Source organism: Amycolatopsis sp. NPDC098790, from assembly GCF_044759945.1.
In the GTDB taxonomy this organism is placed as follows: domain Bacteria; phylum Actinomycetota; class Actinomycetes; order Mycobacteriales; family Pseudonocardiaceae; genus Amycolatopsis.
The window spans coordinates 222,283-236,650 of sequence record NZ_JBIWAI010000007.1 but is presented as its reverse complement, the minus strand read 5'-3'; the positions used below and the strand labels follow the sequence as shown (position 1 = coordinate 236,650).

Genomic DNA, 14,368 nt, shown 5'->3' with positions numbered 1-14,368 from the left:
GAAGGGGCGGATCAATGGCGATCAGCGTCTTCGACCTGTTTTCCATCGGCATCGGCCCGTCGAGCTCCCACACCGTCGGGCCGATGCGGGCGGCACTGACCTTTGTGGACGGACTCGGCGACGACCTCGCGCGGACGTCCCGCGTCCAGGCCGAACTCTTCGGCTCACTCGGCGCGACCGGGTTCGGGCACGGCAGCGACAAAGCCGTCCTGCTCGGGCTTTCGGGCTCGCGTCCCGAAGAGATCGACACCGACACCGTGCCGGCGCGCATCGCGGAAATCCGCGAGTCCGGACGGCTGCTTCTGGCCGGCACGCACGAGATCGCGTTCGACGAGGACAACGACCTCACGATGCACCGGCGCAAGTCGTTGCCCGCGCACCCGAACGGCATGGTCTTCCGCGCGTTCGACGCGTCGGGCACGCTGCTGCGCGAGCGGACGTACTACTCGGTGGGCGGCGGGTTCGTCCGCGACGAGTCGTACGAGACGGACACGGTGTTCGTCGAGGACTCGACCCCGGTGCCGTACCCGTTCCGGACGGGCGCCGACCTGCTGGGGCACTGCGCCGACACGGGCCTTTCGATCAGCGAAGTCATGCTGGCGAACGAGCTGTCCTGGCGTACTCAGGAAGAGGTGCGGTCCGGGCTGCTGGACATCTGGGCGGTCATGGCGGAGTGCGTCCGCAACGGCTGCACGCACGAAGGCGTCCTGCCGGGCGGCCTGAAGGTGCCGCGTCGGGCGAAGTCACTGCACGAGAAGCTCCTCGCCGAAGACGGCGCGGACGACCCGCTGTACGCGATGGACTGGGTGAGCCTGTACGCGCTGGCGGTGAACGAGGAGAACGCCGCGGGTGGCCGCGTGGTGACGGCCCCGACCAACGGCGCGGCGGGCATCATCCCGGCGGTCCTGCACTACTACCAGCGCTTCATCCGCCATTCGACGGACGACGGAATCGTCAAGTTCATGCTGACGGCGGGCGCGATCGGTTCGATCCTCAAGCAGACGGGCTCGATCTCGGGCGCGGAGGTCGGCTGCCAGGGCGAGGTGGGTTCGGCGTCGGCCATGGCGGCGGCGGGCTTGACGGAGGTCCTCGGCGGCACGCCGGCCCAGGTCGAGAACGCGGCGGAGATCGGGGTGGAGCACCACCTGGGCCTGACGTGCGACCCGGTGGGCGGACTGGTCCAGATCCCGTGCATCGAGCGCAACGCGGTAGGAGCGTCGAAGGCGATCCACGCGGCCCGCATGGCCATGCGCGGCGACGGAAGCCACGTGGTGACGCTGGACAAGGCGATCAAGACGATGCGCGAGACGGGCGCGGACATGAGCGTCAAGTACAAGGAAACGGCCCGAGGCGGCCTGGCGGTGAACGTCATCGAGTGCTGAGGTCCCGAACTTTCCCTATGAAAGCTCGGCCGGAGCTTTCATAGGGAAAGTTCCGTCAGTTGCGGCGGTCCTCCGGCTCGACCGCCCACCGCAGCCCCACCTCGACCAAGCGCCACCCGAGCTGCTGTTTCCGCGTTCCCGGGCTGCGGCTCGGCATCGCCCGGCCCGGAGGCCGGTTGCGGACGCCGTGGCGCAGCTCGTCCTCTCGCTCGTGGACCAGGTCCTCCGCCATCAGGAAGTGCACCGGATCGCCCCCTGCGTCGATGTTCGGTGTCGGTGGTGCCATCGTCGCCGACCGTGGCCGTCCGGTTCCACTGGTTTTCCGCACCGCGAACACAGTGTGATCGCCTCGCGAGCCCGAAGCCACTCCGAACATGCCCCGCGGCCTAAACTCGCGGGATGGAACCGACCTCGGTGGCGAATGCCGGTGAAGCGCTGTTCCGGCCGGTCCGCGCGGGCAACGCCTTCGAGGAGACCGTCGAGCGGCTGCTGCAGGCCATCCGCCTCGGCGTGGTCGGTGCGGGGGAGCGGCTGCCGTCGGAGCGTGAGCTCGCCGAACGGCTCGGGGTCAGCCGTGTCACGCTCCGCGAAGCCATCCGCGCCCTCTCCGATGCCGGTTACGTCGAGTCACGGCGGGGCCGCTACGGCGGCACCTTCGTGAACGACACCCTGCCCGGGCCGCCCGAGCCCGACGGCAAGGTCGACGCCGCCGGGCTGGAGGACGCCTTGTGCCTCCGGTACGTCCTCGAGACCGGCGCCGCGGAGATGGCCGCCGCCCGGTCGCTGAGCCCGGCCGACCGCCGTCACCTCACGGGGACCCTCGCCGAAGCCGCCGGGGCGAGCCTCGACGACTACCGCCGCAAGGACTCGCGCCTGCACCTGGCGATCGCGGAGGTGACCGCGTCCGGCTCCCTGACCACGGCGATGGCCGACGCCCGCACCCGCGTCAACCAGCTGCTCGACCGCATCCCGCTGCTCCCGCCGAACCTCGAGCACTCGAACGCCCAGCACGAGGCGATCGTCGACGCCATCCTCGCCGGCGACGCCCCCGCCGCCCGGCAGGCCATGGCGGAGCACATCGAGGGCACCGCGTCCCTCCTGCGCGCCTTCCTGTCCTGACCGGACGGCGGGTCACCGGGTCACCGCGTCAGGAACTCCTCCAGCCGCAGTGCCCGGCCGACGATCCGGACGTCGCCGACCCAGCCGTGGAACACGTTGTCGAGCGCGCCGCCGTACTCGTGGCCGCCGAGGAGCCACGGGAGGCCGAGCGAGGCGATGCCGACCGAGTCGGTGAACGGGTTGTCGGCCACCAAGGCGCTTTCGACGTACAGCTTCGTGCGGTGCCCGTCGTTGACCACCGCGATGTGCCACCACTGGTCTTCGGCCAGGCCGTGGCTCCAGTTGGTGGTCGGGTAGGTCTGGCTGAGCGGGTAGTGGTTGAACTGCACCTCACGACCGTTGTTCGTGGTCATGAGCTGGGCCACCGGCTCCTTCGGGTCGGTGTTCTTGCCGTGCTTGCCCGCGTTGCCCGCCGCGCCGCGGCGGACCAGGACCGGCATGTTGCCGTTGTTGCCGCCGTCCCAGTCGCGCGGGATCTTCACGAACGTCTCGATCGTGTAGCCGCGCTTGAACGTCTCGGTGTTCAACGGCGCTCGCGGACCCGTCGTCAGGTAGGCGCCGTGCAGCGGGTTCTTGCCGCCGGCGAACCGGAGGCTGGCGTGCCCCGGCTGGTCCGGGTGGTGGTCGTCGGTCCGGACCAGTGCGTCCGGCGCGGTGCCGGCGACGGCCTGCAGCGTGAGGTCGTTGCCGTGGCCCGACAGGTCGCGCACGGCGGTGACGGCGCCGCCGCTGGTGTCAACGTTGTCAAAGCGCCAGTACGCGAGGGTGCCCGGCACGAGCACCTTGCCGGCCGGGCGCGCCGGGCGGACCGGCACCGGGATGAAGCCGGCGAAGCGCTGCTCGAAGTCGAACGGCATCGAGAAGCGGTCGACCGACGTGGTGAGCCTCGCCTCCAGCGCCTCCAGGCGGTTGCGTTCCGCGGGGTCCTTTTGGAGGATCCACGGCGAGACCGTCTCGACGTCGATCGTGTTGCGGTCGAGGTCGAAGTGGTACAGCCGCAGCATGCCGCCGCCGCTCATGTACCGGTTCTGGTAGTTGGTGATGTGCAGGTGCACGTCGTGGCCGGCGGTGTTCTTCTTCGTCACCCGGCCCGAGGGCCAGTAGTGGCCGTTGAGCGTGAGGAAGATCTGGTCGTTGTCCTTGATCAGCGAGTCCCACACGGTCTGGCCGTAGCCGCTGAACTCGGCGTTGTTCTCGGGGTCGCCGGACTCGTACGGGTAGACCTCGTCGCCGTAGGTCGGCCCGACGATCTCGTGGCAGGTGAGGATCACCGGCAGCTTCGGGTGCTTCTCGATGACATCGTTGGCCCAGGCGAAGCCCGCGGCCGACGTCCGCCAGTCCATGGCCAGCAGCAGCCACTCCTGCCCGGCGGCGCGGAAGACGTGCGCGGTGTTGTAGCCGCTCGCGTCGGAGCCGAGGAACGACTTCTGCCGGCGGAACCGCTGCGGGCCCATCGTCTGCAGGTACGGCGTGGTGCCGCGCGTGTCGTCGCCGGACACGTCGTGGTTGCCCGCGAGCACGCTGTAGGCGACGCCGGCCGAGTCGGCGATCTCGAACGCCTTGCCCACGGCCTGGAACGACGTCGCGTCGGCGTCCTGCGTCAGGTCGCCGAGGTGGGCCAGGAAGACGATGTTGCGGTCGGGGTTGCCGCTGTTCTCGATGACGTACCGCAGCGACGCTTCCTGCGGCTCCGGGTTGATGCTGTTCTGGCTGCCCCAGTAGAGGTACTGGGTGTCCGGCATCACGGCGACGGTGAACTGGCGGCTCTCGCCGTCCGGGTTCCACCGGCCGCGGCCCCTGTCCGCGGGGTTCGCGGGGCTCGCGGGGGCGGCCGCGGCCGGTGCGGCGCCGAGCGCGCCCAGCGCCGTCGCGCCGACGCCGGCCAGCCCCGCATTGCGCAGGAAGGACCGTCTGTTCGGGCCCGCCTGGTTTTCGCGCATGATGTGCCTCATTCGGTTTTCCGGGGAGAAAGCTTCAGCGGTCCGGACGCTAATCCCGCCTGCTTGAGCCGACACGAACAGCGTCTTGACAGGATTCGAACAACTCTCGGTAGTTCTCCACAGAACCTCCTCACTCGTTCGGCCGTCATCCATTCGTGACCTTGCCGACCGAGGACGAACCCGAAATCCCGGAAAAGCCGGACACCCCGCGCCGTCGCCGATGGCGCCGCATCCGGCGGATCGCCTACTGGACCGTGGGCACGCTCGTCGGCGGTCCGCTGATCGCCTTCTGGATCGCCTACCTCGTGCTCGACGTCCGCAGCCCCCAAGAAGTCCTCGCCGGGCTCGACAAGACCGTCGTGCTCACCTACTCCGACGGCTCCGAGCTGCTCAAGGTCGTCCCGGCCGACGGCGACCGCACCTTCGTGCCCTACGCGCAGGTGCCGGCGAAGCTGCGTGACGCCATCATCGCCACCGAGGACCCGACCTTCTGGGACAACCAGGGCTTCGACCCGACCGGCATCGGCCGCGCGTTCCTCACCGGCGTCGGCGGCGGGTCCGGGATCACCCAGCAGTACATCAAGAAGTCCACCGGCGACGACGACGCCACGATCGGCCGCAAGTTCGCCGAGCTCGTGCTGGCCACGAAGATCACTCAGGAGCAGAGCAAGGAGCAGATCTTCGAAAGCTACGTCAACATCATCTCCTTCGGCCGCGGCACGTTCGGGCCCGCCGCGGCGATGAACGCCTACTTCGGCAAGAAGCTCGACGACTCGATGACGTGGAGCGAAGCGGCCTTCCTCGCCGGGATGATCCAGTCGCCGTCGGTGCACGACCCGGCCGCGTCCGGCGACGCGCACGCCGCGCGGCGCTGGCAGTACGTGCACGACAAGCTCGTCGCCCGCGGGTACGTGCAGGCGGGCGAACCCATGGCGTACCCCGGCGCCGAGATCCAGTCGCCGTCCGAGACCCGCGCGGGCCGCCTCACCTACGACCAGTTCCACGTCAAGCAGCAGGTCCTCGCCGAACTGGAGCAGGACGGCTTCCCGCTCGGGCGGCTGCAGCAGGGCAACATGACGGTCGAGACGACGCTGGACCGCGGCCTGCAGGACGCCGCGAAGAAGACGTTGCAGGACAGGCTGAAGGGCGAGCCGAAGGAGTTCCGCGGCGCGGTGGTCTCCGTCGACCCGAAAACCGGCGCCGTCCGCGCCTACCAGGGCGGCGACCAGGGCGTCCGCGACTACGCGAGCACCCCGCACGCGGCGGGCTCGGCGTTCTACCCGTTCACGCTCGCCGCCGCGCTGCGCCGCGGGTACGGCCCGGACGTGCCCGTGCCGGCGCCCGAAGAACAGGAGTTCCTCGGCGAAAAGTTCAAGTACGCGGACGTCTGCGGCCCGAAGTGCACACCGCGCACCGCGATGCAGGCGCACGCCCAGGGCACGTTCGTGGCGCTGGCGAAGAAGCTCGGCCCGGACGTGCTGAGCGAGACCGCGCGGCAGGCGGGCATCCCGGAGACCGTCGACGGCACGCCGACCATGCGCGAGAAGGACGGCTTCCTGATCGGGCCGGGCATCGCGATCGGCCGCTACCCGCTGCGGCCACTGGACATGGCCGGCGCCTACGCGACCTTCGCCGCGGACGGCCGCCGCACCACCCCGCACCTGGTGGCGAAGGTGCGCGACGAGAGCGGCGCGGTCGTCTGGGAGCACACCGACACCGCGCGGCCGGCGTTCGACGACGACGGCGACGAGAGCCGCCGCATCGCCCGGGACGTCACCGGCACCCTGACCGACGGCCGGGGGGCCGCGCTGCGGACCGGCGAGGCCGAGCACGGCACCAGCCCGGACTTCCAGGACGCCTGGGCCGTCGGCTACACACCCGGGCTGGCGACCGCGGTCTGGATCGGCTCCGACGACGAGCGCCTGCTGAAGGACGCGACCGGCGCGAAGCTCACCGGCGACGTCGTCCCGGCCGACGTCTGGCGCGCGTACACGGCGGCGGCGCTCCAGGGCCGGCCGGGCGTGCCGATCGCCGTCGGGCCGCCGCCGGTGGTGCGGCCGCCCCGGTGAGTCAGCGGACCAGGGCGAGCACGAACCCGTCGTGCCCCTTGGCGCCCACGGTCTGCACGGCGGTCGCGTCCAGCCGCGGCTCGGCGGCCAGGACGTCGAACATCTCGCGCGCGCCCAGGACGTTCGGGTCGGTGCTGCCGGCGTCGGCCACCCCGCCCTGCCGGACGACGTTGTCGACGACGATCGTCGTACCCGGCCGCGCCAGCTCCAGCGACGCGCGCACGTAGTTCGCCAGGTTGCTCTTGTCCGCGTCGACGAAGATGAAGTCGAACGGCCCGGTCAGCGTCGGCAGCGTGTCGAGCGCGGCGCCGACGCGGATGTCGACGACGTCTTCGCCGAAGCCCGCGCGCGCCAGGTTGGCCTTCGCGACTTCGGCGTGCCGCGGCTCGTATTCGCAGGTCACCAGCTTGCCGCCGGACGGCAGCGCGCGGGCCAGCCAGATCGTGCTGTACCCGCCGAGCGTGCCGATCTCCAGGATCGAGCGGGCGCCGGCCTGGCGGGCCAGCAGGTTCAGCAGCTTCCCCTGGTTGGGCGCGACGGCGATGTGCGGCAGCCCGGCGGCGGCCGAATCGGCCAGCGCGTCGTCGAGCACCGGATCGGCCGGGAGCAGCGCCGCGGTGAGGTAGTCGTCGACTTCGGCCCAGGTCTTGTCGGTCATGGCACCTCCACCGCCAATCTAGCGGGCTGGGATCATGCTCAGGAGTGCTCGAAGGCGGGAAGGTGGACATGGACGACTACCGCGTCGTCGCGGACGCCCTCGCCGCCGACATCGAAGCCGGCCGCCTCCGGCCCGGCGACCGCCTCCCGCCGCAACGCCGCTTCGCGCGGCAACGCGGCATCGCGAGCTCGACCGCCGCGCGCGTCTACGGCGAGCTCGTGCGGCGGGGCCTGGCCGTCGGCGAGGTCGGCCGCGGCACGTTCGTCCGGGCCGCGAAGCCGCCGCCCGAACCCGCGCTCGCCGAACCCGGGGACGCGCGCGTCGACCTCGAGCTCAACTTCGCGGTCCTGCCCGAGGAATCCGCGAAGCTCGCCCAGGCACTGCAACCCCTCCTGCGCGACGACGTCCTCACCGCCGCCCTGCACCCGATCGGCGCCGCGGGCACGCCGGCCGCCCGGCAGGCCGCGGCCACGCTGCTCACCCGCGGCGACTGGCGGCCGGACCCCGGCACGCTCCTGTTCACCGGCAGCGGCCGGCAGGCCATCGCGGCCGCGGTCGCCGCGTTCGTGCCGGTGGGGGAGCGGCTCGCGGTCGAGTCCCTGACCTACCCGGTGGTCAAGGGCCTCGCCGCCCGCCTCGGCGTCGAGCTGGTGCCGATCGAGACCGACGAGCACGGCCTGGTCCCGGCCGCGCTGGCCGCGGTCGAGCCCGTCCGCGCGCTGTACGTCCAGCCGACGCTGCACAACCCGCTCGGCACGACCATGCCCGCGCGCCGCCGCGAGGAACTGGCGGACGTCGCCGAACGGCTGGACCTGCCGGTGATCGAGGACGGCATCTACACGTTCCTGCGCGACGACGTCCGGCCGTTCGCCGCGTACGCGCCGGAGCGGACGGTGTTCGTCGACAGCCTCTCCAAGCGCGTCGCTCCCGGCTTGACGGCGGGGTTTCTGGTGGCGCCAACGGCGTGGACACCCAGGCTGGCGTCGTCGGTGCGGTCGGGCGCGTGGGCCGCGTCGCGCTTCGCCGTCGAAGCGGCGACGCAGTGGATCGTGACCGGCACCCTCGCCGAGGTCGAAGCCGCGAAACGCCGGGACGCCGCCGCCCGGGCCGCGGTGGTCGAGGAGAAGCTGCCGGGCCTGCGCGGCGACCCCGCGTCCTACCACCGCTGGTGGGAGCTGCCGGAGCAGTGGCGGGCGGAGACGTTCGTCGCGGCGGCGGCCCGCCACGGCATCGCGCTGCTGCCCGCGGCGGCGTTCGCGGTCCTGCCGGGGCACGCGCCGAACGCGGTCCGGGTCGCCGTGTCCGCCCCGCCGGTGCCGACCCTGGAAGCCGCGCTCGACGTCCTGGCGGCCCTGGCCGGCGGCAGTCCCGACGACCTCCTCGCCGACTGACAGCGGGTGCCAGCGGCGTGCCAGTGCGGTGTGCGGTCCGCACCAGGCACCCCCGCCACCCTTCGGTTGTCGCGAAACGAACCGAAGGAGCACCCATGCACGTCACCATCATCGGCGCCGGACTCGGCGGCCTCACCCTGGCCCGCGTCCTGCACGTCCACGGCATCCCCGTCACCGTCCACGAGGCCGACGCGTCCCCGATGGCGCGCCTGCAGGGCGGGATGCTCGACATCCACGACTACAACGGGCAGCTCGCCGTCGAAGCCGCCCGCCTGGAGGCCGAGTTCCGCGGGCTCGTCCTGGACGGCCGCCAGGCGATGCGGATCCTCGACCGGGACGGGAACCTGCTGTACGAGAAGGTCGACGACGGCACCGGCGGCCGGCCCGAGGTCCAGCGCGGCGAACTGCGGCAGATGCTGCTCGACGCGCTCCCCGAAGGCACTGTCCACTGGGGACACAAGGTCACCGGCGTCCGCACGCTCGACGGCGGCGGCCACGAAGTGACCTTCGCCGACGGCTCGACGGTCGTCGCAGACCTGCTCGTCGGCGCCGACGGCGCGTGGTCGAAGGTCCGGCCGCTGCTCACCGGTGCCACCCCGGAGTACGAGGGCACGGCGTTCGTCGAGACGTACCTGTTCGACGTCGAGTCGAAGCACCCGGCGACCGCGGCGGCGGTCGGCAGCGGGTCGATGGTCGCGCACGGCGGCTCACCGGACGACGGCATCAACGCCCACCGCGAAAGCGGCGAGACCGTGCACACCTACGTGGCGCTCGCCCGGCCGCTGGACTGGTTCGAGGCCATCGACTTCACCGACCCCGCCGCGGCCGCCGCGCGGATCGCGGAAGAGTTCGACGGCTGGGCCCCGGAGCTGACGGCGCTGATCACCGACGGCGACACCGACCCGGTGCTGCGCCCGCACTACACGCTGCCGGTGGGGCTGCGGTGGGACCGCGTGCCGGGCGTGACCCTCGTCGGCGACGCCGCCCACCTCGCCGCCCCGAACGGCGAAGGCGCCAACCTGGCCATGCTCGACGGCGCGGAGCTCGGCCAGGCGCTCGCCGCGCACCCCGGCGACGTCGAAGCGGCTCTGCACCAGTACGAGGAGGCGATGTTCGTCCGCGCGGCGACCCCGATCGACGACGCCGTCCTGCTCGAGAGCCTGTTCGGCGACGACGTCCCGGAGAGCCTCCTGGAACTGGTCCGCGGCGAGCAGGACTAGGGGGCGTACTTCCCGACGAAGCTGCCGCACGTGACGGCGCGGCCCGTGAGCCGGGCCTGGATCGCCTTCTCCAGGCCGAGGTAGTCGAACACCGGCGTGTCGAGCGGGATCGACTCGGGCACCGGGCCGCCCGTCGCGAGCTGCCGGATCGAGTCCGTTTCGAACAGCACCAGGTAGCCGCCTTCGCGGTTCAGCTCGTCCGCCGTCGCGAGCATGCGCTCGGGCGCGTCGCCGACGATCTCCAGCGGCAGCGGCCATTCGAGCGGGAACGGGTTGCGCAGCCCGAACGCGGGATACGCGAACGGGCTGTCCGGCAGCACCGCCGTCTTCGCCGCCGGGAACCGGTCCAGGCAGTCGCGGATCTGCCGGACGAACGTGTGCGTCGAGGGGTTGGTGCGGATGCCGGCCATGGTGGGGGTGACGTCGCCGAGGTCCTCGGTCAGCCGGTCGTGGCCGAGGTCGAGGTAGGCGGCCTGGTCGTGGCGGACGACGACGACCCAGGCGCACACCGCCACCGCGGTCAGGCCCGCCGTCGCGGTCACCCAGCGGCGGGCCAGCCGCGGCCGGGGCGGGACGACGTGGCTGAGCAGCAGCAACGCCGTCAAGGCGAGGGTGCCGGTGAGCAGCGTCGGCGTGTCGTTGCCCCACGACAGGCTGGTCATGAACCCGGTGGCGAGCACGAGCAGCCCGGCCCACGGCACCTTGCGCGTCACGGCCGCGTTGACCGGCACGCTCACCGCGACGATCCACCACAGGACGTCCGCCCAGCGCGAGGAGCCGGTGAACCGGCCGTCGACGACCGTCCAGACGACCGCGGCGGCCCCGGCGAGCACCAGCACCCAGGACGCGATCCGCCCGGCCGCGCCGAGCCGGTCGCCCGGCAGCCGGACGGCCAGCAGCACGACGGCGATCGCGGCGAAGAAGGCCAGCTCCCGCACCGGCGCCCGGGTCAGCGCTTCGGGGTCTTCCAGCCAGAGCCCGAGCAGGCGTTCGCCGTACGCGGGGACACCGCCGGTCAGCTGCTCGACCATCTCGGCGAACCCGCCGCCGAGGCTGACCCAAGCGACGTACAGCAGCCCGGGCGCGCCCAGCGCGAGGAGGTCGAGGACGAACCGGAGCACGCGGCGGCTGCCGGCGCGGGTGGCCGGGTGCAGCAGCAGCCAGACCACGCCGATCACCGCGGCCAGCACGAAGCTCTGCTTGACGAACACCGCGCAGCCGAGCAGCACGAGCCCGCCGCGGCGGGCGAGCGGGTGGTTCTTCGAGAGGCCGGTGTCGAGGGCCCAGGCACCGCACGCGGTGAGCGCGATGCCGTCGACGGTGTGCCAGGCCATCAGCGGGAAGGCGTTGAGGTTGATCAGCGACGCCGCCGCGACCATCGCCGTCATGCCCGGTCCCCACTCCAGCACGCGGCGGCGCGTGACGAGCGCGGCGAAGGCGATGGTGGCAACGATGATCTCGATCATCGAAAGGAAACTGGACCCGAAGAACAGCGGCATCGGCAGCGCGAAGTCGGCGACGTGCAGCACCGCGGACCCGAGTGGCCGCGCGGAGATGATGTCGGCGTGCGGCACTTCGCCGTGCAGCACGCGCCAGGCCTGGGCGAGGATGAAGCCCTGGTCGGAGGGGTGGAACCCGAAGCGGCCGACGCGCAGTTCGGTGGCCAGGGCGAGCACGACGACCCAGCCGGCGTGGACACCCCAGCGCACCAGCGGCCGGCGGGCTTTCCCGGGCGCGGGTTCCGGGTCGGCGGCGCGCGCAGGACTCGCCACGTCCACGCCTGCCCGCCTTCCGCTCCCCGATCACGCCCGGAAAGCGATGGTAGCGGCCGGGCCCGGCCCCGGCATGCACAGCACCACCCGGCCGCCGCGGTCCACGCGCGCGAGGCGCCGCCGGCCGCGAATGTCGCATTGCCGGCGCCGGAGGTCCCGAATGCGTCATTCGCGACCCTCCGGGCTCGCGCCCCAAAGTGGCCTTCGGTGCGTCAGACGCACCCAAGGCGGCCTTCGGTGCGTGAGACGCACCCAAGGCCGCCTTGGGGCGCTCGTGTTACCGGGCCGTGCCTATCGCGGCCGTCTCGTCGGCGACGGCGCATCGTTCCCCAGTGCTGATTTCGCGCATTTCGAACTCCCCAGTTCACGCCCGCACCGGTGTACGGGACTCGCGCGAGGGTAGAAGTACCGTCGCTGCGGATCCAGGGTTTCGGCGGAATTCGCGGGGATCAAGCACGACGGCGCCAGATCAGGCGGGTGATCGCCGCCGCGACGGCCGCCGGCGCGGGCCGGCGGGGCAGGCCGCGGGCCTCGGGCGCGGACTCCCGCATCGCCGAGTACGCCAGGTGCGCGGTGAACCGCGCCAGCCGCGGCGCGGTGAGCGTCGCCAGCTCGGCGGCCCGGCCCTCGGGCAGGCTCAGGATCTCCGGCCGCTCCTCCAGCGCCTTGACGACGAGCGCGGCCGCGCGTTCCGGGCTGCTCGACGGGAGGCCGCGGTACCCGGTCGGCGCGATCATCGGCGTCCGCACCAGGGGCATCCGCACCGAGGTGAACGTGACGCCGTCCGAGAGCGTCTCGCGCCCGGCCGTCAGCCCGAACTCCTCCAGCGCCGCCTTCGACGCCAGGTACGCCGAGAACCGCGGGGTGTCGGTCTGCAGGCCCTGGGTCGTCACGTTGACGACGTGGCCGAACCGCCGCCCGGCCATCGACGGCAGGAACCCGAGGATCAGCCGCACCGGCCCGAAGTAGTTGATCGCCATCGTGCGCTCGAAGTCGTGGAACCGTTCGGTGGACAGCGCGACCGAGCGGCGGATCGACCGGCCGGCGTTGTTCACGAGCATGTCGACCGCGCCGTGCTCGCCGAGGACGTCCTTGACCAGCGCGTCGACGGCGTCGCCGTCGGTGAGGTCGCAGGGGTACGCGGCCGCCACCCCGCCGGCCGCGGTGATCTCGTCGCGGACCTCGGCCAGCTCCGACTCCCGCCGCGCCACCAGGATCACCTTCGCGCCCTTGCGCGCCACGGCGAGCGCCGACGCCCGGCCGATGCCCGACGACGCGCCGGTGATCAGCACCGTCCGCCCGGCGAGTCCGCGAGCGCGCCGGGCGCGGTCGGGATCGAGGTGGGCCTGCCAGTACCGGTAGAGCGGCGCCGCGTAGTCCCGCAGCTCCGGCAGCTCGATCCCGCTGCCGAACAACGCGGTGGTGGTCCGCGCGGTGTCGAAGACGACGTCCATGCTGAGGTGCGGCAGCACGTCCAGGGGGACGCCCAGCTCCTCCAGGACGGCGGCGCGGGTGGCGCGGCCGCCGGGCACGCGGTCGACGCCGTTCGCGGCCGCGTGCGCGAGCCGGGTGCCCACGCGCCGCACCACGCCGGGCAGCTCGGCCCGGACCGTCGGGCCGCCGGCCGCGCGCGCGAAGGCGTTGTAGACGGAGGTGAGCGACTGCGGCCGCGCGGCGGCGAGGTGGTAGGTCGCCCCGGACGGCGCGTCCCGGTGCATCAGGAACGCAAGAGCCTCGACGACGTAGTCGACCGGCACCAGGTTCGTCGCGCCCAGGCCGGGAGCGGCCAAGGGGAGCCGCGCGGGCAGGGAAGCCAGCCGCGAGATGGCGGGCAGGAAGAAGTAGGGGCCGTCGACCTTGTCCATCTCGCCCGTGCGCGAGTCGCCGACGACGGCCGAGGGCCGGTAGACGCGGAAGGGCAGGGACTGCTCGCGGACGAGCTTCTCGGCCTGGAACTTCGTCGCGTGGTACGGCGACGAGAAGCGCTGGCCGAGGTCGAAGTCGGCCTCGGTGAACCGCCCGGCGTGGTCGCCCGCGACGGCGATCGAGGACACGTGGTGCACCAGCCCCGCCCCGGCCGCGGCGGCGAAGGCGAGCAGGTGCCGGGTGCCGTCGACGTTGGCGCGCCGGTTGGCCTCCTCGCCCGCGGTGAGGTCGTAGATCGCGCCGAGGTGGACGACGTGGTCGAGGTGGGGGAGCCCGGCGGGGTCGGTGCCGAGGCGCGGTTCGGCGAGGTCGCCGACCACCGGGTGCAGCTTCTCCGCGCCCGGCCAGGCCGCGGCCAAGGCGGTCAGGCGCTCGCGGGAGGTTTCGCGGACCAAGGCGTACACGGCGGACGTCTCCGGCCGCCGCAGCAGGCGGGCGACCAGGCGTTTGCCGATGAAGCCCGTCGCGCCCGTCACGAAGTAGGTCGTCATGGCCGGTCCCTTCGGTAGGGGGCCGACTCTAACCTACTGGAAAGTAGGAACGGTAGTTGTCAGGTTTCGGTCGTCTCGTCGGCGGTCGCCACGACGGCGTCACGCAGGGCGGCGCGCAGCCGTCCGACGTCGAGCGGGCCCAGTACGGCCGCTTCACCCGGCGGCGCGACCAGCACCACCTTGTCGTTGCTGACGAACACCGTCACGTCCCTGCGCCTGCCGGCCAGATCCCGGCAGCCGACCGACCATTCGCCCCGACTCATGGTCGCCGCCCTCCGTTTTTCTCCTCGTGGGTCGTTGCTCCGTGCGTTGAGGGGAGCACGGCGCGGAGGCGCTATGACGCCGGTTCACCCGATCTGCCTACTCGCGGGTTTTCTCTTGCGCTTCGCGGATTTCCGGC

General features: G+C 72.3%; 11 protein-coding genes. 5 read left to right on the top strand and 6 right to left on the bottom strand.

Annotation, left to right across the window (positions count from 1 at the left end; all coding sequences use genetic code 11):
• The first annotated feature begins 14 nt into the window (after positions 1 to 14).
• A complete protein-coding gene (locus ACIQWX_RS41910; protein ID WP_400883727.1) occupies positions 15 to 1,382 on the top strand; it encodes an L-serine ammonia-lyase in 1,368 nt (455 codons plus the stop codon).
• A gap of 55 nt (positions 1,383 to 1,437) precedes the next feature.
• Here ACIQWX_RS41910 and ACIQWX_RS41905 read toward each other — a convergent pair whose 3' ends face one another.
• Complete coding sequence (locus ACIQWX_RS41905) at positions 1,438 to 1,668, bottom strand: hypothetical protein (RefSeq protein ID WP_400883725.1); 231 nt, start codon at positions 1,666 to 1,668, stop codon at positions 1,438 to 1,440.
• A gap of 113 nt (positions 1,669 to 1,781) precedes the next feature.
• On the opposite strand from ACIQWX_RS41905, the gene ACIQWX_RS41900 reads away from it, so the two are divergent.
• On the top strand, positions 1,782 to 2,501 hold the full coding sequence (locus ACIQWX_RS41900; protein WP_400883722.1) for a FadR/GntR family transcriptional regulator: 720 nt from the start codon (positions 1,782 to 1,784) through the stop codon (positions 2,499 to 2,501).
• A gap of 20 nt (positions 2,502 to 2,521) precedes the next feature.
• On the opposite strand, the gene ACIQWX_RS41895 is transcribed toward ACIQWX_RS41900, so the two are convergent.
• A complete protein-coding gene (locus ACIQWX_RS41895; RefSeq protein WP_400883720.1) occupies positions 2,522 to 4,441 on the bottom strand; it encodes a LamG-like jellyroll fold domain-containing protein in 1,920 nt (639 codons plus the stop codon).
• Positions 4,442 to 4,596: 155 nt separating this feature from the next.
• Between ACIQWX_RS41895 and ACIQWX_RS41890 the strand changes: the two genes are divergently transcribed.
• Positions 4,597 to 6,510, top strand: a complete 1,914-nt coding sequence (locus ACIQWX_RS41890; RefSeq protein WP_400883717.1) for a transglycosylase domain-containing protein — start codon at positions 4,597 to 4,599, stop codon at positions 6,508 to 6,510.
• Position 6,511: 1 nt separating this feature from the next.
• On the opposite strand, the gene ACIQWX_RS41885 is transcribed toward ACIQWX_RS41890, so the two are convergent.
• Positions 6,512 to 7,168, bottom strand: coding sequence for an O-methyltransferase (locus ACIQWX_RS41885; RefSeq protein WP_400883715.1), 657 nt, complete (start codon positions 7,166 to 7,168; stop codon positions 6,512 to 6,514).
• A 68-nt stretch (positions 7,169 to 7,236) separates the two neighbouring features.
• Between ACIQWX_RS41885 and ACIQWX_RS41880 the strand changes: the two genes are divergently transcribed.
• Together ACIQWX_RS41880 and ACIQWX_RS41875 are read left to right on the top strand one after the other, a co-directional pair.
• Positions 7,237 to 8,559, top strand: coding sequence for a PLP-dependent aminotransferase family protein (locus ACIQWX_RS41880; RefSeq protein ID WP_400883712.1), 1,323 nt, complete (start codon positions 7,237 to 7,239; stop codon positions 8,557 to 8,559).
• 95 nt (positions 8,560 to 8,654) lie between these two features.
• On the top strand, positions 8,655 to 9,779 hold the full coding sequence (locus tag ACIQWX_RS41875) for an FAD-dependent oxidoreductase (protein WP_400883709.1): 1,125 nt from the start codon (positions 8,655 to 8,657) through the stop codon (positions 9,777 to 9,779).
• Here the strand turns inward: ACIQWX_RS41875 and ACIQWX_RS41870 are convergent.
• The 3 genes from ACIQWX_RS41870 to ACIQWX_RS41860 form a co-directional block, all read right to left on the bottom strand.
• The gene (locus ACIQWX_RS41870; RefSeq protein ID WP_400883707.1) at positions 9,776 to 11,557 is read right to left on the bottom strand and encodes a hypothetical protein; all 1,782 of its coding nucleotides are present in this window, start codon (positions 11,555 to 11,557) and stop codon (positions 9,776 to 9,778) included. The two genes, ACIQWX_RS41875 and ACIQWX_RS41870, sit on opposite strands and share 4 nt — an antisense overlap.
• A gap of 443 nt (positions 11,558 to 12,000) precedes the next feature.
• The gene (locus ACIQWX_RS41865; RefSeq protein ID WP_400883704.1) at positions 12,001 to 13,968 is read right to left on the bottom strand and encodes an SDR family oxidoreductase; all 1,968 of its coding nucleotides are present in this window, start codon (positions 13,966 to 13,968) and stop codon (positions 12,001 to 12,003) included.
• A 59-nt stretch (positions 13,969 to 14,027) separates the two neighbouring features.
• Positions 14,028 to 14,231, bottom strand: a complete 204-nt coding sequence (locus tag ACIQWX_RS41860) for a hypothetical protein (RefSeq protein WP_364450795.1) — start codon at positions 14,229 to 14,231, stop codon at positions 14,028 to 14,030.
• Positions 14,232 to 14,368 lie beyond the last annotated feature (137 nt).

Bases quoted from the DNA above. Each gene is read 5' to 3' on its own strand.
- ACIQWX_RS41900 (WP_400883722.1), top strand. From the start codon at position 1,782: ATGGAACCGACCTCGGTGGCGAATGCCGGTGAAGCGCTGTTCCGGCCG.
- ACIQWX_RS41885 (WP_400883715.1), bottom strand. From the start codon at position 7,168: ATGACCGACAAGACCTGGGCCGAAGTCGACGACTACCTCACCGCGGCG.
- ACIQWX_RS41910 (WP_400883727.1), top strand. From the start codon at position 15: ATGGCGATCAGCGTCTTCGACCTGTTTTCCATCGGCATCGGCCCGTCG.
- ACIQWX_RS41875 (WP_400883709.1), top strand. From the start codon at position 8,655: ATGCACGTCACCATCATCGGCGCCGGACTCGGCGGCCTCACCCTGGCC.
- ACIQWX_RS41865 (WP_400883704.1), bottom strand. From the start codon at position 13,968: ATGACGACCTACTTCGTGACGGGCGCGACGGGCTTCATCGGCAAACGC.
- ACIQWX_RS41905 (WP_400883725.1), bottom strand. From the start codon at position 1,668: ATGGCACCACCGACACCGAACATCGACGCAGGGGGCGATCCGGTGCAC.
- ACIQWX_RS41860 (WP_364450795.1), bottom strand. From the start codon at position 14,231: ATGAGTCGGGGCGAATGGTCGGTCGGCTGCCGGGATCTGGCCGGCAGG.
- ACIQWX_RS41895 (WP_400883720.1), bottom strand. From the start codon at position 4,441: ATGCGCGAAAACCAGGCGGGCCCGAACAGACGGTCCTTCCTGCGCAAT.
- ACIQWX_RS41880 (WP_400883712.1), top strand. From the start codon at position 7,237: ATGGACGACTACCGCGTCGTCGCGGACGCCCTCGCCGCCGACATCGAA.